Below are 16,827 nucleotides of genomic sequence, written 5' to 3'. Positions count from 1 at the left end.
CGGATCATGCTGACGATCGTCTATTTCGCCTGGGTCCGCGAACGGATCGGGCTGGATGAGGAGCAGGTGGCGCGGCCCGACGCGGAGACCAGCATTGCCGATCTGGTGGCGATGCTGGCGGCGCGGGGCGGCGGCCATGCCGAGGCGCTGGGCGATGCGACACGATTGCGCGCGGCGCTGGACCAGCGGTTTGTGGCGCTGGACAGCCCGATCGGCGATGCGCGCGAACTGGCGCTGTTTCCGCCGGTGACCGGGGGATGAAGAGGGTCGCGGTGCAGGCCGGGGATTTCGATGTCGCGACCGAACTGGCCGCGCTCGAAGCCCTGGGCGGCGGCGGGGTGGCGAGCTTTACCGGCGTGGTGCGCGGGGCGGCGGGCTGGTCGCACTGGAACTGGAACATTATCCGGCGATGACGCAGGCGCAGGTCGACCGCATCTGCGACGAGGCGATGGCGCGCTGGCCGCTGCTGGGCCTGAGCGTCATCCACCGCTTCGGGCGGCTGGAGCCGGGGGCGCGCATCGTGTTCGTCGGCACGGCATCGCGCCACCGCGCCGCCGCGCTGGAAAGCTGCGCCTTCCTGATCGACTGGCTGAAGTCACAGGCGCCCTTCTGGAAGAAGGAGCATTTCGCCGACGGCGCGGCGGGATGGGTCGAGGCGCGGGCGGAGGATGAGGCGAAGGCTAAGGGCTGGATCGGTTAGCATCCGTTTGTTTCTCGACTTCGCTCGAAACGCACGGAACTGTCAGGCCGCCTCCACCATCGTCGGCGGATCGGACGCTTCGCGCAGAATGCCGGCGAGGAGGTGGAATTCCTTTTCGCGCGGGCTGTTCTTGCGCCAGACCAGCGCGATGTCACGCCAGGCCCGGTCGGAACGGAGCGGGCGGGCGACGATCTGGGTATGTTCCAATATGCCGCTGGCGATCGCCATTTCGGGCAGCATGGTGACGCCCAGGCCATTGTCGACCATCTGAATGAGCGTGTGCAGCGACGTGCCCATCATGATCGCGCTGGCGCGCAGTTCGGGGCGGTTGCAGGCGGCCAGCGCATGGTCCTTCAGGCAATGCCCATCCTCCAGCAGCAATAATTTGCTCTCGTCGATCATCTCCGGCCCGATCCAGTCTGGCGGATCGCGCGGATCGTCGCGCGGGAAGGCGACATAGAGGCGGTCCTGAAAGAGGATTTCGCTTTCCAGTTCGCCGGTGGCGAAGGGGAGGGCGAGCAGGACGCAATCGACATTGCCATGGCGCAGCGATTCGATCGCCGCCTGGGTCGTTTCCTCGCGCAGATAGAGTTTGAGTTCGGGCCGGTCGGCGCGCAGGCGGGGCAACAGGCGCGGCAGCAGGAAGGGCGCGATCGTCGGGATGACGCTCATGCGCAATTCGCCCGACAGCGGCTTGCCCGACGCTTCGGCGATGGCGGAAAGCTCCTCCGCCTCCCGCAGCACGCGGTGCGCCTTTTCCACGATGCGATCGCCAAGCGCGGTGAAGCGCACGACGCGGCGGGTGCGCTCCACCAGCGTGACGCCCAGCAGCGATTCCAGTTCCCTGATGCCCGCCGACAATGTGGACTGAGTGACGTAGCAGCTGTCGGCCGCCTTGCCGAAATGTCCCTGTTCCTTCAGCGCAACCAGATATTGCAGCTGTTTGAGGGTGGGGAGGTAGTTGGACATCTATCGGCTTCCTCGATCAGAAAGCCGAATATAAGTGTTTCAGCCGATATATCCAAGATATTTGGCGAGGCCGACAATGGATGTGAGGGTCAGGATAAAGCCGACCGCCGTGAACAACAGGCGCGGCGGGATATGCTTGGCGAGCATCGCGCCGACCGGGGCGGCCAATACGCCACCGATCAACAGGCCGAGCGTGTAGGTGGTGAAGGCCTGCCACCCCAGATGGATGAGGAAGGTGAGGCTGATCGACAGGGTCAGGAAGAATTCGACCGTGTTGACGGTGCCGATCGTATGGCGAGGGCTGGACCCCTGCAACAACAGGTTGGAGGTCACGATCGGCCCCCAGCCACCGCCGCCGGTCGCATCCATGAAACCGCCCGTCAGGCCGAGCGGTGTCACCCATTTGGGGTCTTTCTGCTTGGGCGGTAGGTGAAAGCCACGCCAGACGAGATAGAGGCCGATGGCAGCGAGATAGGCCTGGATATAGGGTTTGATGACGGCGCCGTCGATATTGGACAGGACATAGGCGCCCGTCACGCCGCCGATGACGCCGGGAATGATGAGCTTCGAAAACAGCTTCCAGTCGACATTCTTGTGCAGGATGTGGCTGATGGCCGAGACGGCGGTGGTGAAGGTTTCCGCGACATGGACGCTGGCCGAGGCGCGGCTGGGCGGCACGCCGAGCGTGAGCAGCAGCGTGCTGGAGATGACGCCATAGGCCATGCCGAGCGCGCCATCGACCATCTGCGCGCCGAAGCCGACCAGGATGAACGGCAGGATTTCGCCGAAATGGGCCGTGAGAGCGTCGATCATCCGTCTGCCTTTGGTCTGATTGTCTACCTATATAGTTTGCTTATCAGCACGCGGCAAGCAAGTTCCTATTTGCGGTGGCGAAGGGGAAATAGCGCCGTCTCTGGAAAAATCGGACCTGGGTCGCTATGTTGGTTTTCGATTTAGCTATAGCGGCGTGCGGACAGGCGCGCCCGGTTCGGGGATATGTGGATGGTACGCGCCCTCATTGCCTATCTGGATTCGGTCAAATCGCGCGATCCTGCGCCCCGGTCCCGTGCGGAAATCCTGCTATATCCAGGCGTCTGGTCGCTGGCCTTTCACCGGGTGGCCCATCGCCTGTATCGGGCGCGGCTCTTTTTCCTGGCGCGCGCGGTCAATCATTTCTCGCGCTTCATGACCGGGAACGACATTCATCCGGGGGCCAAGATCGGCAAGCGCTTCTTCATCGACCATGGATTTACCGTGGTCGGAGAGACGGCGGAGATTGGCGACGATGTGACGCTGTACCAGAATGTGACACTGGGCGGGACCGATCCGGCCAATGGCATTGCGGGCAAGCGGCACCCGACGCTGGGCGATGGCGTGATCGTCGGGTCGGGCGCGCAGGTGCTGGGGCCAGTGACGGTCGGCGCGCGGGCGCGGGTCGGGGCCAATGCGGTGGTGACCAAGGATGTGGCCGAAGGCGCGACGATGGTGGGCATACCGGCGCGGGCGATGCTGGTCGACGTGACCGCCTATCAGCGCGATTTCGTGCCCTATGGCACCCCTTGCTCCGACTGTTTCGACCCGGAAAAGCAGAAGCTGGAACTGCTCCAGTGCGAGGTCGAACAGTTGCAGAAGCGGCTGGCGGAACTGATCGCGGAGCAACAGCGGCCCAAGCTGCCCGACGACGAGTCGCTGTTCAAGGCGCGTGACCGGGCCTGATGTCCAATGTGACGCCGTTTCCCAAGGGTGGAGCGGGGCAGGTCGGGTTCGACCGGCAGGAATTGCAGCGAATCATGGACCTGTATGGCCGGATGGTGTCAGCCGGGCACTGGCGTGACTATGCCATGGACATGGGGCGTGAGGCCGCGATTTTCAGCGCGTTCCGCCGCGCCGCCGAACGCCCCGAATATCGCATCGAAAAGCGCCCGGCGCTGCGCAACCGGCAGGGCATGTGGGCGCTGGTCGGCGAAGCGGGCAATATATTGAAACGAGGCCAGGATTTGCAGAATATCCTGGCCCCGGTCGAGCGCAAATTATTGCGGATCGTGGAGGGGTAAGTCCTCCTGATCCCTCCCCAAGGCAGGCTTTGGGGAGAATTTTCAGGCCGGTGCGCGGTCGAGATAGGGCAGCTTGTCGATCAGCGACGGGGGCAGGCCGCCGACCACCAGCGTGCGGGCATGGTGCCAGAGCGCCGACAGCAGCAGCAGCGAGGAGCCGATCACCAGCGCGGTGAAGGCGGCGGAGAGTTCGACCGCGCCTGCCTGCTTGAACAGGGCATAGAGGGCGAAGAGAACATAAGCGAGGCTGGAGACCAGCAGCGCGCGCCGGTCGATCGCCAGAGCGACAAGGCCGAAGGCGACATAGAGGGCGATGACCATCACCGCCTTTGCGACGCTGATGTCGTCGCCGTCGAATACGCCGAGCAGGTGGAAGAGCGAATGGGCGATCATCGGCGCAGCGGTAAGGTGCAGCCAGAAGGCGACGTCCGACCGGCGGGTGATGCGGCTGCGGTCCGACATGTCCCACCACATGGCGAAGGCGAAGATGGCAAGCCCGCCAGCCAGCAACAGCAGGAAGGGCAGGGTGACGTTGTTCGGGATCGCCGCGATGACGAGGCCCGCGACGACCCCGGCCGCCGCCGCAGCGCCTGCCGCCACGGTGATCGGCACCATGAAGCGCCGCCAGTGCGCGAAGGCCGCCAGCGCGCTGAATGCAGCGACGCCAGACAGGATCAGCGCGCCTGCCCGGTCGCCGACATCGGGGAAGAGTTGCGCCGCCAGCGCGCCCAGCGAAAAGGCGACGCCGCCGACGAAGCCGGCCAGCAACAGGATGGAGGGCAGCGCCATGCGCCGCTGGCGGGTGAAATATTCGGCCAGCCCCCAACTGGCTGCCGCGACCAGCAGGCCCGACATCAGCGACGGATGATGTTCCGGCGCGCCCAGCCGGATGCTGTTGCCCAGCCAGCCGACCGCGACCAGCAGGATGATGCCGGCGATCGCCACGAAAATATCGTTGAAGCCGGTCAGCAGGCGGAAGGATTCTTCATCCACCACCGGGCTGGACCGCAGCCGGGCGACATGATCGCGCAGCGCCTGCGCGCTTTGCGCGGGGATAACCCCCGCCGCTACAGCATCCTGTAGATCACTCTCGCTATACATCGTCCATCTCCAACGGACTGTTGATTATGGCCTGTCATAGCATGACTGTATTATATCATCAATACAGTTGATTTGGCCTTTTTCTGCGACGCCGCCAGTGATAGCGCGAATGGCGAACAAAGAAGGAGAGCTACGATCATGACCCTGCCGACATCGCTTCAAGGCCGTTTGTCGCTGCCGCTGATCGGATCGCCCATGTTCATCATATCCCAGCCCGACCTGGTCATCGCCCAGTGCCGGGCAGGCATTGTCGGCGCCTTCCCCTCGCTCAATGCCCGGCCTTCGGGCGTGTTCGAGAGCTGGCTGCAACGGCTGACCAGCGAATTGACGGAAAAGGATGCGCCCTTTGCCGTCAACCTGATCGTCCACAAGACCAATCCCCGGCTGGAGGAGGATCTGGCGCTGTGCGTCAAATATCGCGTCCCGATCATCATCACGTCGCTGGGCGCGCAGGAAAAGGTGAATGAGGCGATCCATAGCTATGGCGGGATCGTGCTGCATGACGTCATCAACAACAGGTTCGCGCGCAAGGCGATAGAGAAGGGCGCGGACGGCCTGATCGCGGTGGCGGCCGGGGCAGGGGGGCATGCCGGGACGCTGTCGCCCTTTGCCCTGGTGCAGGAAATCCGCCAGTGGTTCGACGGGCCGCTGGCACTGTCCGGGTCGATTGCGACGGGCCGCTCGATCGCGGCGGCGCGGATGATGGGGGCGGACCTGGCCTATATGGGATCGCCCTTCATCGCCACGAGCGAGGCCAATGCCGATGCGGCCTACAAGCAGATGATCGTCGAATCCCAGGCCGACGACATCATCTATTCCGATGTGTTCACCGGCGTTCATGGCAATTATCTGCGCCCCAGTATCGTGGCGGCGGGCATGGACCCGGACGCGCTGCCCAAGGCGGCGGACATGGATTTCGCCGGTGCCATGACCGACAAGAAGGCATGGCGCGATGTGTGGGGATGCGGGCAGGGGATCGGCGCGATCACCAAGGTGCAGCCAGCGGGCGATTTTATCGCGGGCCTGAAAGCGGAATATCAGGCGGCGGTGGCGGGGTTTGTGGCGTAATGGCATCCTCCCCCTTGCAGGGGAGGTGGATGGCCGTAGGCCAGACGGAGGGGTGTTACCCTATCGATAGGGCGACACCCCTCCACCATTCGCTTCGCGAACGGTCCCCCTCCCCTTGCAGGGGAGGACCTAATAGTCACAAAAACGCCCTCAATTCCGCGATGAAGCGGTTGAATTGGTCGTGGTGGAGCCAATGGCCCGCATCAGCAAATTCGACCAGCCGAGCGTTGGTGAAATGCGCGGCGCGACCGTCCTTGACCGGGTTGGACGCCCAGCTGTCGAGGCCCAGGCACAGCAAGGTCGGCGCGCTGATCTGTCGCCAAAAGGCAGGCAGATCGTCGTCCGATCCGGCCTGTGGCGCAGCGCCGTTGAGATAGGGATCGAATTTCCAGCTATAGCTGCCATCTTCATTGCGGTTGACGCCATGCATGGTGAGGTGCAGCGCCTGTTCCAGCGAGAGATGTTCGTTGCGTTCGCGCATCCGCCCGACCGCGGCCTCTATCGTTGGGTAGCGTTTGGGCGTGCGGCGGGCGCTGGCGCGACGGGATTCGATCCAGTTGCGCCAGACGTCAGGCTCTGATTCCTGCGCCTTTTCCTGTATCCGGTGGGGCGAAAGGCCCAATCCTTCGATCGCGACGATCTTGTCCACCTTGTCAGGGAACAGGCCCGCAAAGCGTAGCGCGATCGACCCGCCCAGCGAATGGCCGACGATCCTGATCGGCGATCGGTCCAGCAGATCGACCAGCAACGCCAGATCATAGACATAATTGGTCATCATATAGGCGCCGTCAGCCGACCAGCCGCTGTCGCCATGGCCGCGCAGGTCGAGCGCGACGACGTGATAATCCTTCGCCAGCGCGCGCGCCGTCCAGTCCCAGCTGCGCCCATGGTCGAAGCCGCCATGGACCAGGATCAGCGTGGGCGCCGATGAATTGCCCCAGTCGAGATAGTGCAGCCGGGTGCGCAACGACGTGAAGAAATGCGATGTCGGTGTGGGCGCAAACGGCGTGTCCATGTAATCCTGCGATTTTGTTGGAATTTTTATTCCATTGGCGAAGTGCAGGCTGCTTGCAACCCCCTATCCGCCAAAAGTGTCAGCCGCCGTGCGGCGTGACCGTAGCGTCGAGCAGCGGATCGCCGGCGCGCGAAGGGCGACTGGCCTTCACGATGCGGGCGAGATCGGCCTGTTTGAACGGCTTGTCCAGCCGGGGCCGGGCGCTGGCGTGCGGGGGCAATTCGGCAAAGCCGGTGATGATGATGACCGGCAGGCCGGGAAAGCAGGCCTCGATCGCGTCGGCCAGTTGCGCGCCGGTCATGCCCGGCATGGCATGGTCCGTCACGACAAGGTCGATCGCGCCCTGTTCCAGCAGGCGCAGCGCATCCACGGCATTGCTGGCCTGAAACACGGTATGGCCCAGATCTTCCAGCATCCCCGCCGTGTTCATCAGCACCAGATCATCATCATCGACCGCCAATATGACCATCGGCGTGTCGATGTCGTCGGCCATCTGAAAGCGCGCGGGCGCGGGTTCGGCGGTATCGGCGCTGGCGACGGGCAGCCACAGGGCGACGGTAGTGCCCAAGCCGACCTCGCTCGACAGGGTCAGCGATCCGCCACATTGCTGGGCAAAACCATGGACCATCGACAGGCCAAGCCCGGTGCCCTTGCCCACGCCCTTGGTCGTGAAGAAGGGTTCGCGCGCGCGTTGCAGCGTCGCTTCGTCCATGCCTTCGCCAGCGTCGGTGACGGCAAGGCGGATATAGGCACCGGCCGCCAAATCGGGCCGTTCGCCGGCATCGACCGCGATTTCCGCCGCCTCGACAATGATCAGCCCGCCGCCCGGCATGGCATCGCGCGCATTGACCGCCAGGTTGAGCAGAGCCAGTTCCAGTTGCGTCGGATCAGCATGGGCGGGGACCATGGCGAGCGGGAAGCGGGTTTCGATGGTGATGCCCGACCCCAGCGTCGTCTGGAGCAGGTCCGCCATGTCGCGCACCAGGGCGATGCAATCGACGCATTGCAGCTTGAGTTCCTGCTTGCGCGCGAAGGCCAGCATCCGCTGGGTCAACGTCGCGCCGCGTTCGGCCGCGGCCATGGCATTGTCGAGATAGCGGCTGATGTCCGCGCCGCTCGCCATGCGCTGCCGCGCCAGATCAAGGCTGCCGACGATCACCGCCAGCAGATTGTTGAAATCATGCGCGACCCCGCCGGTCAGCTTGCCGATCGCGTCCATCTTCTGCGTCTGGACGATGGCGTCGCGCGCTTCGTCCAGCGCGCGCTGCGCTTCGCGTCGTTCGGTCAGATCGCGCGTCACCTTGGCAAAGCCGTGCAATTGGCCCAGCGGGTCGCGGATCGGATCGATCACGACATTGGCCCAGAAACGGGTGCCATCCTTGCGGATGCGCCAGCCTTCCGCTTCGAACCGCCCTTCCTGTTCGGCGGTGTGCAGCGCGCGGGAGGGGAGGCCGGCGATGCGGTCCTCCTCGCTATAGAAACGCGAGAAATTCTGGCCGACAATCTCGTCGGCGCTATAGCCCTTGCACCGTTCCGCGCCGCGGTTCCAGCTGGTTACCGTGCCGACGGGATCGAGCATGTAGATCGCATAATCGGTGACGCTGTCGACCAGCAGGCGGAAGCGTTCCTCGCTGTGGCGCAACGCTTCGCGCGCGGAGCGTTGTTCGGTCATGTCGCGGGTGATTTTGGCAAAGCCCAGCAATTGTCCGCTGGGATCGCGGATCGGATCGATCACGACGCTGGCCCAGAAGCGGGTGTCGCCCTTGCGCACGCGCCAGCCTTCCGCTTCGAAACGGCCATCATGTTCAGCAGTGTAGAGGGCAAGGGCAGGCACGCCGCTCGCCTGATCCTCCGCCGTGTAGAAGCGGGAAAAATGCTGGCCGATAATCTCGTCCGCTTCATAGCCCTTGAACCGGCGCGCACCTGCGTTCCAGCTGACGATGACGCCGGTGGGATCGAGCATGTAGATGGCGTAATCGGTAACACTCTGGACCAATAGTTCAAAGCAGTTGTCAGGACGTCCAGGCACAGCACTAATCATCAATTCCCCGAAGGCGGACGTCGAATGGATCAAGAGCGTCCTTGCCACAGGCAAAACGCCCATGTCGCGTGAAAGTTCCCTGTTGCCGCAAACAAGCCGTTTACCGTTGATGGCTTGACTTGCGCGCAGCCGCTCCGCACGAAACCGGCGTCAGATGGAGCGGGATGGAATATGGTCAGCGTAGCAGGGGCGAGCGTCACTGTCATCGGGGAAGCGATGCTGGAACTGAGCCGGGGGACGGGCGACGGCTGGACGCTGGGCTATGGCGGCGATGTCATCAACACCGCGATCCATCTCGCCCGGTCGGGCGACAGGGTGCGGCTGGCGAGCGCCATGGGCACGGACCCGATGAGCGCGGAGCTGTGCGCGGCATGGGAGGCCGAAGGGGTCGACACCGCGCTGGTGCTGCGCGCGGCGGACCGGCTGCCGGGCCTGTATGCGATCGAAACGGATGCGAGCGGCGAGCGCAGTTTCCATTATTGGCGGGGGGAGGCGGCCGCGCGACGGATGTTCGATCTGCCCGGCAGCGCAGAGATGGTGGCGCAGGCGGCGCAGTCCGACCTGCTCTATTTCTCGCTCATCACGCTGGCCATCCTGCCCGACGAAGGGCGGGAGGCGTTGCTGGACCTGTGCGCCAGGGTGCGGGCCGGGGGCGGCAAGGTGGCGTTCGACGGCAATTATCGCGCCCGGCTGTGGAGCGATGCCGCAACCGCCTGCCACTGGCGCGACCGGGCGATTGCGGTCAGCGACATGGGCCTGCCGACGCTGGCGGACGAGGTGGAGATGGGCGCAGCCGACGACGCGCAGGACGCCGCCGCCCGCTGGGGCGCGGGGCAGGGGCGTGAGGTGGTGGTGAAGCTGGGCGGTGATGGCTGCCTGGTCGATGGCAACATCGTGCCGGTCCCGCAGATGGTGCCGGTAATCGATTCCAGCGGTGCTGGCGATGCTTTCAACGGCGGCTATCTCCATGCACGGCTGACGGGCGCGACGCCCGTGGACGCGGCGCTGGCGGGGCACCGGCTGGCGGGATGGAATATCGGGCGTCGCGGCGCGATTCCGGCGCGCGATGGCGATGCGCCTTATTGAACCGATTCAGAACGGGAACTGTGATCCTCCCCAGCGGGGGAGGTGGCTGGCCGCAGGCCAGACGGAGGGGTGTCCCGCTATCGAGAGGGCGACACCCCTCCGTCAGCACTTCGTGCTGCCACCTCCCCTTGCAGGGGAGGATGCTTCCAGAATGTCTGGCACAACATCTGCAATCGCGGACTGCGGCCTTCGCCGGGGGAACGCTAGCCGCAGGTTGCCTTAACCCCCGCCCGCATCCTGACCGGCCTTGCGCGCCACGCGGCGGTTTTTCGCGGCGCCCAGCCGTTCGAGCGGATTGACCAGCGCCTCATAGCGGCCGAACAGATGTTCCACCCGGTCGCGGTCGGTTTCAAACGGGGCCGCACGGTAGAGGCGATCAACCGCGCGGTCGAGCGCGGCATGGGCGCGGCGCAGGTCGGCGGGCATGGTGTCCGGGTCATAAAGGTCGGCCAGGCTGGACGTGGGATAGGCGGCGCGGGCATCCAGCACCGCCTGCGCCAGCTCCTCTATCTTCGCGCGCTGCGCGGGGGTGGCGTCGGGCCATGGGAAGGTGTTGTAGACCATACCGGGTGAATACTGAAAACGACTTTCTAATCTTCCACCAACATGACCCAGCCAAGCCATGTGCTGTCCGCTAGTAAGGATGCCAAAGTCCCAGAGCGTGGCATCCAAAACGACCAAGAGCTTGTTGCTCGGAATGGTAGGCGGTTCCAGCCAACCTATCGGCACATAATCGCGTCGCTCGCTACTCACTTCAGGAATAGCCAAATAGGGAGTGGCAGGAATTGTCGTCACCTCAAAAAGTGACGGATAAGAGGCAAGTTCTCGCGTTTTTGACTTTCGACTGGCGGCGCGAAAATCACGAACCTGCCGCAGCCGATCTTGAACGGACGGCATAGCTCTGATCAAATCGGGAGCCGCCTTACTGACGGATAAAATCCAACGCCCATTTCCTGAAATATACTCCTGAGCGCCTATGAACGGGACCATGAATGGTTGTGCATTTGGTTCGTTGTCGAGAAACGCTTGTCGTTCCCCGGCGTCGAATATCAGATGTCCGCCATCTACCGGCTTACTGCCCATTCTCATCGGCATTTTGGCAGACAACGGAACTGTTGCGGTGCGAACCATCAAGTGCCGGTTAGCTACGCCTTTTGCATCAAACAGATAGGCGGTGAGCGCCATATGGCGGCTTTCCACTGGATCGCGCGCGATGTCGGGATAGCTGAACAGTCGCTTCTCCGTCGGTTCATGATCGCGATGGGCCAGGCCGATGATGACGACATGCACATGCGCCTTGCCCTTGGCTTCACTCAGCCAACTGAATGTTCGATGGGCAAAGGCGATTTCCAGCCCGTGTCGGTCGAACAGGATCGGCCATAGCTGCGCCACCTGTTCACCCTGTGTAATCGAATTGGTTGCAACAAAGGCAATGCGAATGCGCCGGTTGTCCTGCACATATTGCCCTGCCTTGATAAACCACGCCGCGACATAATCCAGTGAACCGGCCTTGCCGTTAGTGGCGTTGATGACCCGCGCCATTTGATCCCGCTGCAACAGCGATTGGTAGCTCTGCCCAATAAAAGGCGGGTTGCCCATGATATAGCTGCATTTTTCCGGCGGCAGCAGCGCGGCCCAGTCCGCTTCCAGCGCGTCGCCATGCAATATGTGGGCGCTGTCCTTTAGCGGGATGCGGGCATAGTTCAGGCGGAACGCCTCATTGATCGCATTATTGGAGATATGGTCCATCATCCACATCGCGACTTCGGCGATCCGGGCCGGAAACTCCTCATATTCAATGCCGTAAAACTGGTCGACCGTGACGCGGGACAGCAGGGCTGCGTCGATCTGCTGGTCGCCATATTGGGCCTTGAGCGCTTCCAATTCCAAGGCGCGGATTTCGCGATAGGCGATGACCAGAAAATTGCCGCACCCGCAGGCGGGATCGAAAAAGGTCAGCCGCGCCAGCTTGTTCTGAAATTCGCCCAGCGCCCGGTCCCGGCCTGTCTTGCGCGCGATGATGGTGGCCAGTTCCGATTTCAGATCATCCAGAAACAGCGGCCCGATGACCTTCATGATATTGGCTTCGGTGGTGTAATGCGCGCCCTTCGCCCGCCGTTCCTTCGCGTCCATCACCGACTGGAACAGCGACCCGAAAATGGCGGGCGATACGCCCGACCAGTCGTGCCGCGCCGCGTCCAGCAGATGATCGCGCATCGCCTGGGTGAAATGCGGGGTGCGGACACGCTTGGCGAACAGGCGGCCATTCACATAGGGAAAGGCGTTGAGTTCCGCCTGCAATGTCGATTGGCGGGCATTTTCCGGCGTGTCCAGCACGTCGAACAGGTCATTGAGAACACGGCCAACATCACTGCCGTCGGGTCGCGTGTCGTTTTCGACAAGCTGGAGGAAAATATCCTTGGGCTGGAAAATGCCGGTGTCGTCGGCAAACAGGCAGAAGAGCAGCCGGACCAGCAATTGTTCCAGATCATGCCCGACATAGCCCGTTTCCTCCAGCGCGTCGTGCAGCTTGCCCATCAGTTCCGCCGCCTTGATGGTGACGCCTGCCTGGGTTTCAAAGCTGACCTTGCGGCCCAGCATGAAATCGAAAGCGGTGATATGCTTGTGCAGATCGGCGAGGCGGAACTTCAACTGTGTGCGGGTTTCAAGGTCCAGAAGCACCCAGGTCTGGAAATCGCAGGACAGCACCCAGCGGGGTTGCTGCGTCGGGTGGATGCCCTCCACATAATCGAGCGCCTGGCCCTGCGCCCGGCCAAGGTCCAGGCTGGCGCTTTTCTGTTCGACCAGCAGCGTGCCGGGCCAGAACAGGTCGATAAAGCCATGGCGATTGTTCAGCAGCTTGACGCGCTGTTCATAGATCGCGACCTGCTTGCGCTTGATGCCGAAAATCTCGAAAAATTCATTGTAGAATGTCTGGGTCTGGCCGCGCTCATAGTGCGCGTCTTTCCATTCATCGCTGAACGCCTTGGCCCGCCGCTTGATCTCATCCCAGCCTAAACGCATGAATCCCCCTGACGTGCGCCAAGGCTTAGCCTGACGAGCACCGGTCGCCAAGGCGCGTTTGGATTATCCAGAGGATTGGGAAAATTGGAGCGGGTGAGGGGAATCGAACCCCCGTCGTCAGCTTGGGAAGCTGCTGCTCTACCATTGAGCTACACCCGCGTTCGACCGCCCATTGCCACGGGGGAAATGCGCCGTCAACCGATTGGGCGTCAGCCGATCTGGCGCTTGGCGAGTTTGCGGGCCAGGGTGCGGCGGTGCATGCCCAGGCGGCGGGCGGCTTCGGAAATGTTGAACTCGCTGTCCTTGAGCGCTTCATGGATATGTTCCCACTCCAGCGTCTTGATCGACGTCGGGCGGGGGGCGAGCGGGATGGCGGTGTCGCCGCCGGACCGGGCGAAGGCGGCTTCGATGTCGTCGCTGTTGGACGGTTTGGCGAGATAGTTGGTGGCGCCCAGCTTGATCGCCTCTACCGCGGTGGCAATGCTGGCAAAGCCGGTAAGCACGACGATGAGCATGTCGGGATCATGGGCGTGGAGCGCCTGGACGCAGACCAGCCCGGATTGCCCGCCCAGTTTGAGGTCGACGACGGCATAGCCCGGATCATGATCCGCCAGTAATTGCACGACCATTTCCTGACTGTCGGCGATCAGCACGGTATAGCCGCGCCGCTCGAACGAGCGTTTGAGCGTCTTGGCGAAGGCGTCGTCATCCTCGACGATCATGAGCAGGCGGTTATCGGTCATCGCTATCCTCCCCGATCGCGAGCGTGCCAAGCGGCAGGCGCAGCAATATCAGCGCGCCGCCATCCGCGCCATTGCTGGCGCTGACGCAGCCGCCAAGCTTTCGCACGACATTGACGACCAGGAACAGGCCAAGCCCGCCGCCCTGCCGCCCCTTGCTGGAGCGATAGGGCTTGCCGAAATCGGCCAGCATGTCCGCGTCGAACCCCGGTCCATTGTCGCGCACGGCAATGTTGAGCCACTGGCTTTCGCGCCCGACCAGCAGGTCAATATAGGTTGCGCCCGCCTCCCGCGCATTATCGAGCAGGTTGGTGATCGCCTGCCGGATGACGGGATCAGCGACGATCCGCGGATAATCGTGCGGGCCGAAATCGCAGCGCAGCGGCATCCCCGGATTGGCGGCGCGCCAGCCCTGCGCCATGGAGTCGATGAAGGCGCGGACATTGGTGACCTGCGGCGCTTCGCCACGCGCTTCGCCCGCCGACAGCAATATGCCCGACAGGATCGCCTTGCACCGGGTGACGGCGGCCTGCATCTCCTCCACTTCCTCGACCAGAGCGGGGTGGGTGGTGATTTCGGGCATGTGCCGCCAGTCGCCCAGCACGACCGCGAGCGAGGAGAGGGGGGTGCCCAGTTCATGCGCCGCGCCCGACGCCAGCAGGCCCATGCGGACGATATGCTCTTCCTCCGCCGCCTGTTGCCGCAATTGCGCCAGATAGGCTTCGCGCGCGGCCAGGTTGCGGGTTACGCGGGTCATGAACAGCACCAGCAGCACCGCGATCATGGTGAAGCAGACCCAGGTGCCGATGATGTGCAGATCGAACAGGCGGCCCTCCAGCGCGTCGCTGAGGTCCAGCGGGCGGTAGAAAAAGGCGAGGCCGGCGGCGCACAGCACGGAGATCGCGACGATGCCCCACACGCTCCAGCGATGGAGCAGCACCGCACCCAGCGCGACTTGGAGCAAATAGAGCGAGATGAAGGGATTGGTCGCGCCGCCGCTCATATAGAGTTGGGCGGTGAGCGAGAGGACGTCGAACAGCAGCGCCAGGAACAGTTCGGCATGGGTGATGTCGGTGCGCCGCCGCAATATGGCGAGGCTGGCCAGGTTCACGCCAGCCGCGATGCAGGGGACGACCAGCATCGGCACCATCGGCAGGCGGATGCCCATGCCGTAATGGACGATCAGGATGGTAGCGACCTGACCCGCCAGCGCGATCCAGCGCAACTGCACCAGCAGCGCCATATTCTTGCGCCCGGCAGCGTCGGCTGGCCACTGGCTGGGCAGCCAGCGGGCGGCGATCGGCAGGCGCAGGGTCATGGACGGCGGCTTTGACGCATGAGGAGGATATAGGCGCCCGCGACCATGGCGGCCAGACTGAACCATGTCAGTGCATAGACAAGATGATTGTTGGGGAAGCGGATGACGGTGAGGCCGCCGACGGGCAGGGCATCGGGCTGTGTCCCGGCGTCGGCGTCGATGAAATAATCGGCGGTCGCGGGCAGGGCGCGCGCGGCGGCGATGGCGGCGACATCGCGCGAATACCAGCGGTCGGCGGCGGGATCGTTCGACCGCAGGAAGCCGCCGCCCGGCTCTGTAAGACGCAGCAGGCCGGTGATGCGGACCGTCCCTGCCGGGCGGGCGTAGCGGGTGCGGGCGTCGTGCGGCACGAAACCGCGATTGACCAGGAGGATCGTGCCATCGGGGCGGCGCAGCGGCGTCAGCACCCAAAAGCCGGGGCCGCGCACGGTGGAAGCCTGCACCAGCGTTACTCGGTCGTGCAGGAAGGTGCCGGTCGCGCGCACGCGGCGATATTCGTCGGCCCCGGTGGCGCTAGCCGGCGCGGCGACAGGCGTGGCGTGGATGCGCGCGTCGACGCGGGCGATCAGGTCACGCTTCCACGCCAGCCGCTCCACCTGCCACACGCCCAATGCACACAGCCCCGTAAACAGCAAGGCGGCGATCAGCGTCAGGCCGACGGGGAAACCCACCCGGCCCTGGCTGTGCGATGTCACGGCATCTGGCTCATGTCATGCTCCATATGGGGCATCATATTGTTGTTGAGATGATACATGACCCACATCGAGCCGGACAGGGTGATAACCACCAGCACCAGCGTGAAGAGCAGCGCCATCATCGACCAGCCGCCTTCCGAGCGGGTGTTCATGTGCAGGAAGTAGATCATGTGGACGATGGTCTGCACCATGGCAAAGCCCATGATGACGAAGGCGGTGACCTGCGGATTGGCGAAGGTCTGGTTCATGACCAGCCAGAAGGGAATGGCCGTCAGCAGCACCGACAGGCCAAAGCCGATCATGTAGCTGCCCATGGTGCCGTGACTACCAGACCCATGGTCGTGATCGTGGCCGTGATCGTGCGCGCTCATCGCAGCATCCCCATGAGATAGACGAAGGTGAAGACGCCGATCCAGATGACGTCGAGGAAATGCCAGAACATCGACAGGCACATCAGGCGGCGCTGGTTGGCGGCGATCAGCCCCTTTTGCCCGACCTGCACCATCAGCGTCACCAGCCAGATGATGCCGAAGGTGACGTGCAGGCCATGGGTGCCGACCAGCGCGAAGAAGGCGGACAGGAAGCCCGACCGTTGCGGGGTTGCGCCTTCATGGATGAGATGGGCAAATTCGTAGAGTTCGATGCTCAGGAACGCCAGGCCGAACAGGCCGGTGATGGCGAGCCAGGCCTGCGTCGCGCCGACCTTGTCCTTCTCCATCGCCAGCATGGCAAAGCCATAGGTGATGGATGAGAAGAGCAGCATCGCGGTGTTGAGCGCGACGAGATTGAGGTCGAACAGGTCGCGCGGTCCCGGTCCCGCCGCATAATTGCCGCCCAGCACGGCATAGATGGCGAACAGGCAGGCGAAGATGAGGCAATCGCTCATCAGGTAGATCCAGAAGCCCAGCGCCGTGCTGGACCCTTCGGGATGATGCGGATCTTCGCCCAGATGGAAGAGCGGATTGCCGTCATTATCGAGGAAGGCGGGGTCGATTGCGGATCGTGTGGCCATGATG

16 protein-coding genes, 1 tRNA gene and 1 pseudogene are annotated in these 16,827 nt (G+C 63.6%); 6 read left to right on the top strand and 12 right to left on the bottom strand.

All coding sequences use genetic code 11. The annotated features are described in order from the left end of the window. Window positions 1-6 precede the first annotated feature (6 nt). A complete protein-coding gene (moaD, locus tag CJD35_RS00855; RefSeq protein ID WP_017181363.1) occupies window positions 7-261 on the top strand; it encodes a molybdopterin converting factor subunit 1 in 255 nt (84 codons plus the stop codon). Then, window positions 258-700 (top strand): annotated as a pseudogene (locus CJD35_RS00850) (molybdenum cofactor biosynthesis protein MoaE). The gene moaD and the pseudogene CJD35_RS00850 overlap by 4 nt, the downstream one beginning before the upstream one ends. 42 nt (window positions 701-742) lie before the next feature. Here CJD35_RS00850 and CJD35_RS00845 read toward each other — a convergent pair. Further along, window positions 743-1,669 (bottom strand): hydrogen peroxide-inducible genes activator, encoded by a 927-nt coding sequence (locus CJD35_RS00845; protein ID WP_017181365.1) that lies wholly within the window; start codon window positions 1,667-1,669, stop codon window positions 743-745. A 39-nt stretch (window positions 1,670-1,708) separates the two neighbouring features. After that, a complete protein-coding gene (locus CJD35_RS00840) occupies window positions 1,709-2,482 on the bottom strand; it encodes a sulfite exporter TauE/SafE family protein (RefSeq protein WP_017181366.1) in 774 nt (257 codons plus the stop codon). 189 nt (window positions 2,483-2,671) lie between these two features. Between CJD35_RS00840 and epsC the strand changes: the two genes are divergently transcribed. Next, the gene (epsC, locus tag CJD35_RS00835) at window positions 2,672-3,385 is read left to right on the top strand and encodes a serine O-acetyltransferase EpsC (protein WP_026002086.1); all 714 of its coding nucleotides are present in this window, start codon (window positions 2,672-2,674) and stop codon (window positions 3,383-3,385) included. Continuing rightward, the gene (locus CJD35_RS00830; protein ID WP_017181368.1) at window positions 3,385-3,723 is read left to right on the top strand and encodes a DUF2794 domain-containing protein; all 339 of its coding nucleotides are present in this window, start codon (window positions 3,385-3,387) and stop codon (window positions 3,721-3,723) included. The genes epsC and CJD35_RS00830 overlap by 1 nt, the downstream gene beginning before the upstream one ends. A gap of 42 nt (window positions 3,724-3,765) precedes the next feature. Here CJD35_RS00830 and CJD35_RS00825 read toward each other — a convergent pair whose 3' ends face one another. Next, window positions 3,766-4,824: a hypothetical protein gene (locus CJD35_RS00825; protein ID WP_017181369.1), complete on the bottom strand. Its 1,059-nt coding sequence runs from the start codon at window positions 4,822-4,824 to the stop codon at window positions 3,766-3,768. A 138-nt stretch (window positions 4,825-4,962) separates the two neighbouring features. On the opposite strand from CJD35_RS00825, the gene CJD35_RS00820 reads away from it, so the two are divergent. Next, a complete protein-coding gene (locus CJD35_RS00820) occupies window positions 4,963-5,892 on the top strand; it encodes an NAD(P)H-dependent flavin oxidoreductase (RefSeq protein ID WP_017181370.1) in 930 nt (309 codons plus the stop codon). A 136-nt stretch (window positions 5,893-6,028) separates the two neighbouring features. Here the strand turns inward: CJD35_RS00820 and CJD35_RS00815 are convergent, their stop codons facing one another. Further along, window positions 6,029-6,907, bottom strand: a complete 879-nt coding sequence (locus tag CJD35_RS00815) for an alpha/beta fold hydrolase (RefSeq protein WP_017181371.1) — start codon at window positions 6,905-6,907, stop codon at window positions 6,029-6,031. A 79-nt stretch (window positions 6,908-6,986) separates the two neighbouring features. Then, complete coding sequence (locus CJD35_RS00810) at window positions 6,987-8,948, bottom strand: hybrid sensor histidine kinase/response regulator (protein WP_037513959.1); 1,962 nt, start codon at window positions 8,946-8,948, stop codon at window positions 6,987-6,989. A 171-nt stretch (window positions 8,949-9,119) separates the two neighbouring features. Here CJD35_RS00810 and CJD35_RS00805 point away from each other — a divergent pair, with 171 nt between their 5' ends. Beyond that, the gene (locus tag CJD35_RS00805; RefSeq protein ID WP_017181373.1) at window positions 9,120-10,034 is read left to right on the top strand and encodes a sugar kinase; all 915 of its coding nucleotides are present in this window, start codon (window positions 9,120-9,122) and stop codon (window positions 10,032-10,034) included. Window positions 10,035-10,253: 219 nt separating this feature from the next. Here CJD35_RS00805 and CJD35_RS00800 read toward each other — a convergent pair whose 3' ends face one another. The 7 genes from CJD35_RS00800 to cyoC form a co-directional block, all read right to left on the bottom strand. Beyond that, entirely contained in the window at window positions 10,254-13,058 is a 2,805-nt protein-coding gene (locus CJD35_RS00800) for a DNA methyltransferase (RefSeq protein WP_095686737.1), read from the bottom strand. A gap of 85 nt (window positions 13,059-13,143) precedes the next feature. Continuing rightward, window positions 13,144-13,217, bottom strand: a tRNA-Gly gene (locus tag CJD35_RS00795). Window positions 13,218-13,267: 50 nt separating this feature from the next. Further along, window positions 13,268-13,801 (bottom strand): response regulator transcription factor, encoded by a 534-nt coding sequence (locus CJD35_RS00790; protein WP_017181375.1) that lies wholly within the window; start codon window positions 13,799-13,801, stop codon window positions 13,268-13,270. Continuing rightward, complete coding sequence (locus tag CJD35_RS00785; protein ID WP_017181376.1) at window positions 13,791-15,116, bottom strand: ATP-binding protein; 1,326 nt, start codon at window positions 15,114-15,116, stop codon at window positions 13,791-13,793. Before CJD35_RS00785 ends, CJD35_RS00790 begins: the two co-directional genes overlap by 11 nt. After that, a complete protein-coding gene (locus tag CJD35_RS00780; RefSeq protein WP_017181377.1) occupies window positions 15,113-15,811 on the bottom strand; it encodes an SURF1 family protein in 699 nt (232 codons plus the stop codon). The genes CJD35_RS00785 and CJD35_RS00780 overlap by 4 nt, the downstream gene beginning before the upstream one ends. Next, window positions 15,808-16,182, bottom strand: a complete 375-nt coding sequence (cyoD, locus tag CJD35_RS00775; protein WP_026002088.1) for a cytochrome o ubiquinol oxidase subunit IV — start codon at window positions 16,180-16,182, stop codon at window positions 15,808-15,810. The genes CJD35_RS00780 and cyoD overlap by 4 nt, the downstream gene beginning before the upstream one ends. Then, on the bottom strand, window positions 16,179-16,823 hold the full coding sequence (gene cyoC, locus CJD35_RS00770; RefSeq protein ID WP_017181379.1) for a cytochrome o ubiquinol oxidase subunit III: 645 nt from the start codon (window positions 16,821-16,823) through the stop codon (window positions 16,179-16,181). The genes cyoD and cyoC overlap by 4 nt, the downstream gene beginning before the upstream one ends. Window positions 16,824-16,827: the final 4 nt, after the last annotated feature.

The organism is Sphingobium xenophagum, from assembly GCF_002288285.1.
In the GTDB taxonomy this organism is placed as follows: Bacteria; Pseudomonadota; Alphaproteobacteria; order Sphingomonadales; family Sphingomonadaceae; genus Sphingobium; species Sphingobium xenophagum.
This window is presented reverse-complemented; position numbering and strand designations above follow the sequence as displayed.

Excerpts from the sequence above, each read along its gene's own strand:
- moaD (WP_017181363.1), top strand. The coding sequence starts at position 7 with ATGCTGACGATCGTCTATTTCGCCTGGGTCCGCGAACGGATCGGGCTG.
- CJD35_RS00845 (WP_017181365.1), bottom strand. The coding sequence starts at position 1,669 with ATGTCCAACTACCTCCCCACCCTCAAACAGCTGCAATATCTGGTTGCG.
- CJD35_RS00840 (WP_017181366.1), bottom strand. The coding sequence starts at position 2,482 with ATGATCGACGCTCTCACGGCCCATTTCGGCGAAATCCTGCCGTTCATC.
- epsC (WP_026002086.1), top strand. The coding sequence starts at position 2,672 with ATGGTACGCGCCCTCATTGCCTATCTGGATTCGGTCAAATCGCGCGAT.
- CJD35_RS00830 (WP_017181368.1), top strand. The coding sequence starts at position 3,385 with ATGTCCAATGTGACGCCGTTTCCCAAGGGTGGAGCGGGGCAGGTCGGG.
- CJD35_RS00825 (WP_017181369.1), bottom strand. The coding sequence starts at position 4,824 with ATGTATAGCGAGAGTGATCTACAGGATGCTGTAGCGGCGGGGGTTATC.
- CJD35_RS00820 (WP_017181370.1), top strand. The coding sequence starts at position 4,963 with ATGACCCTGCCGACATCGCTTCAAGGCCGTTTGTCGCTGCCGCTGATC.
- CJD35_RS00815 (WP_017181371.1), bottom strand. The coding sequence starts at position 6,907 with ATGGACACGCCGTTTGCGCCCACACCGACATCGCATTTCTTCACGTCG.
- CJD35_RS00810 (WP_037513959.1), bottom strand. The coding sequence starts at position 8,948 with ATGATTAGTGCTGTGCCTGGACGTCCTGACAACTGCTTTGAACTATTG.
- CJD35_RS00805 (WP_017181373.1), top strand. The coding sequence starts at position 9,120 with ATGGTCAGCGTAGCAGGGGCGAGCGTCACTGTCATCGGGGAAGCGATG.
- CJD35_RS00800 (WP_095686737.1), bottom strand. The coding sequence starts at position 13,058 with ATGCGTTTAGGCTGGGATGAGATCAAGCGGCGGGCCAAGGCGTTCAGC.
- CJD35_RS00790 (WP_017181375.1), bottom strand. The coding sequence starts at position 13,801 with ATGACCGATAACCGCCTGCTCATGATCGTCGAGGATGACGACGCCTTC.
- CJD35_RS00785 (WP_017181376.1), bottom strand. The coding sequence starts at position 15,116 with ATGACCCTGCGCCTGCCGATCGCCGCCCGCTGGCTGCCCAGCCAGTGG.
- cyoD (WP_026002088.1), bottom strand. The coding sequence starts at position 16,182 with ATGAGCGCGCACGATCACGGCCACGATCACGACCATGGGTCTGGTAGT.
- cyoC (WP_017181379.1), bottom strand. The coding sequence starts at position 16,823 with ATGGCCACACGATCCGCAATCGACCCCGCCTTCCTCGATAATGACGGC.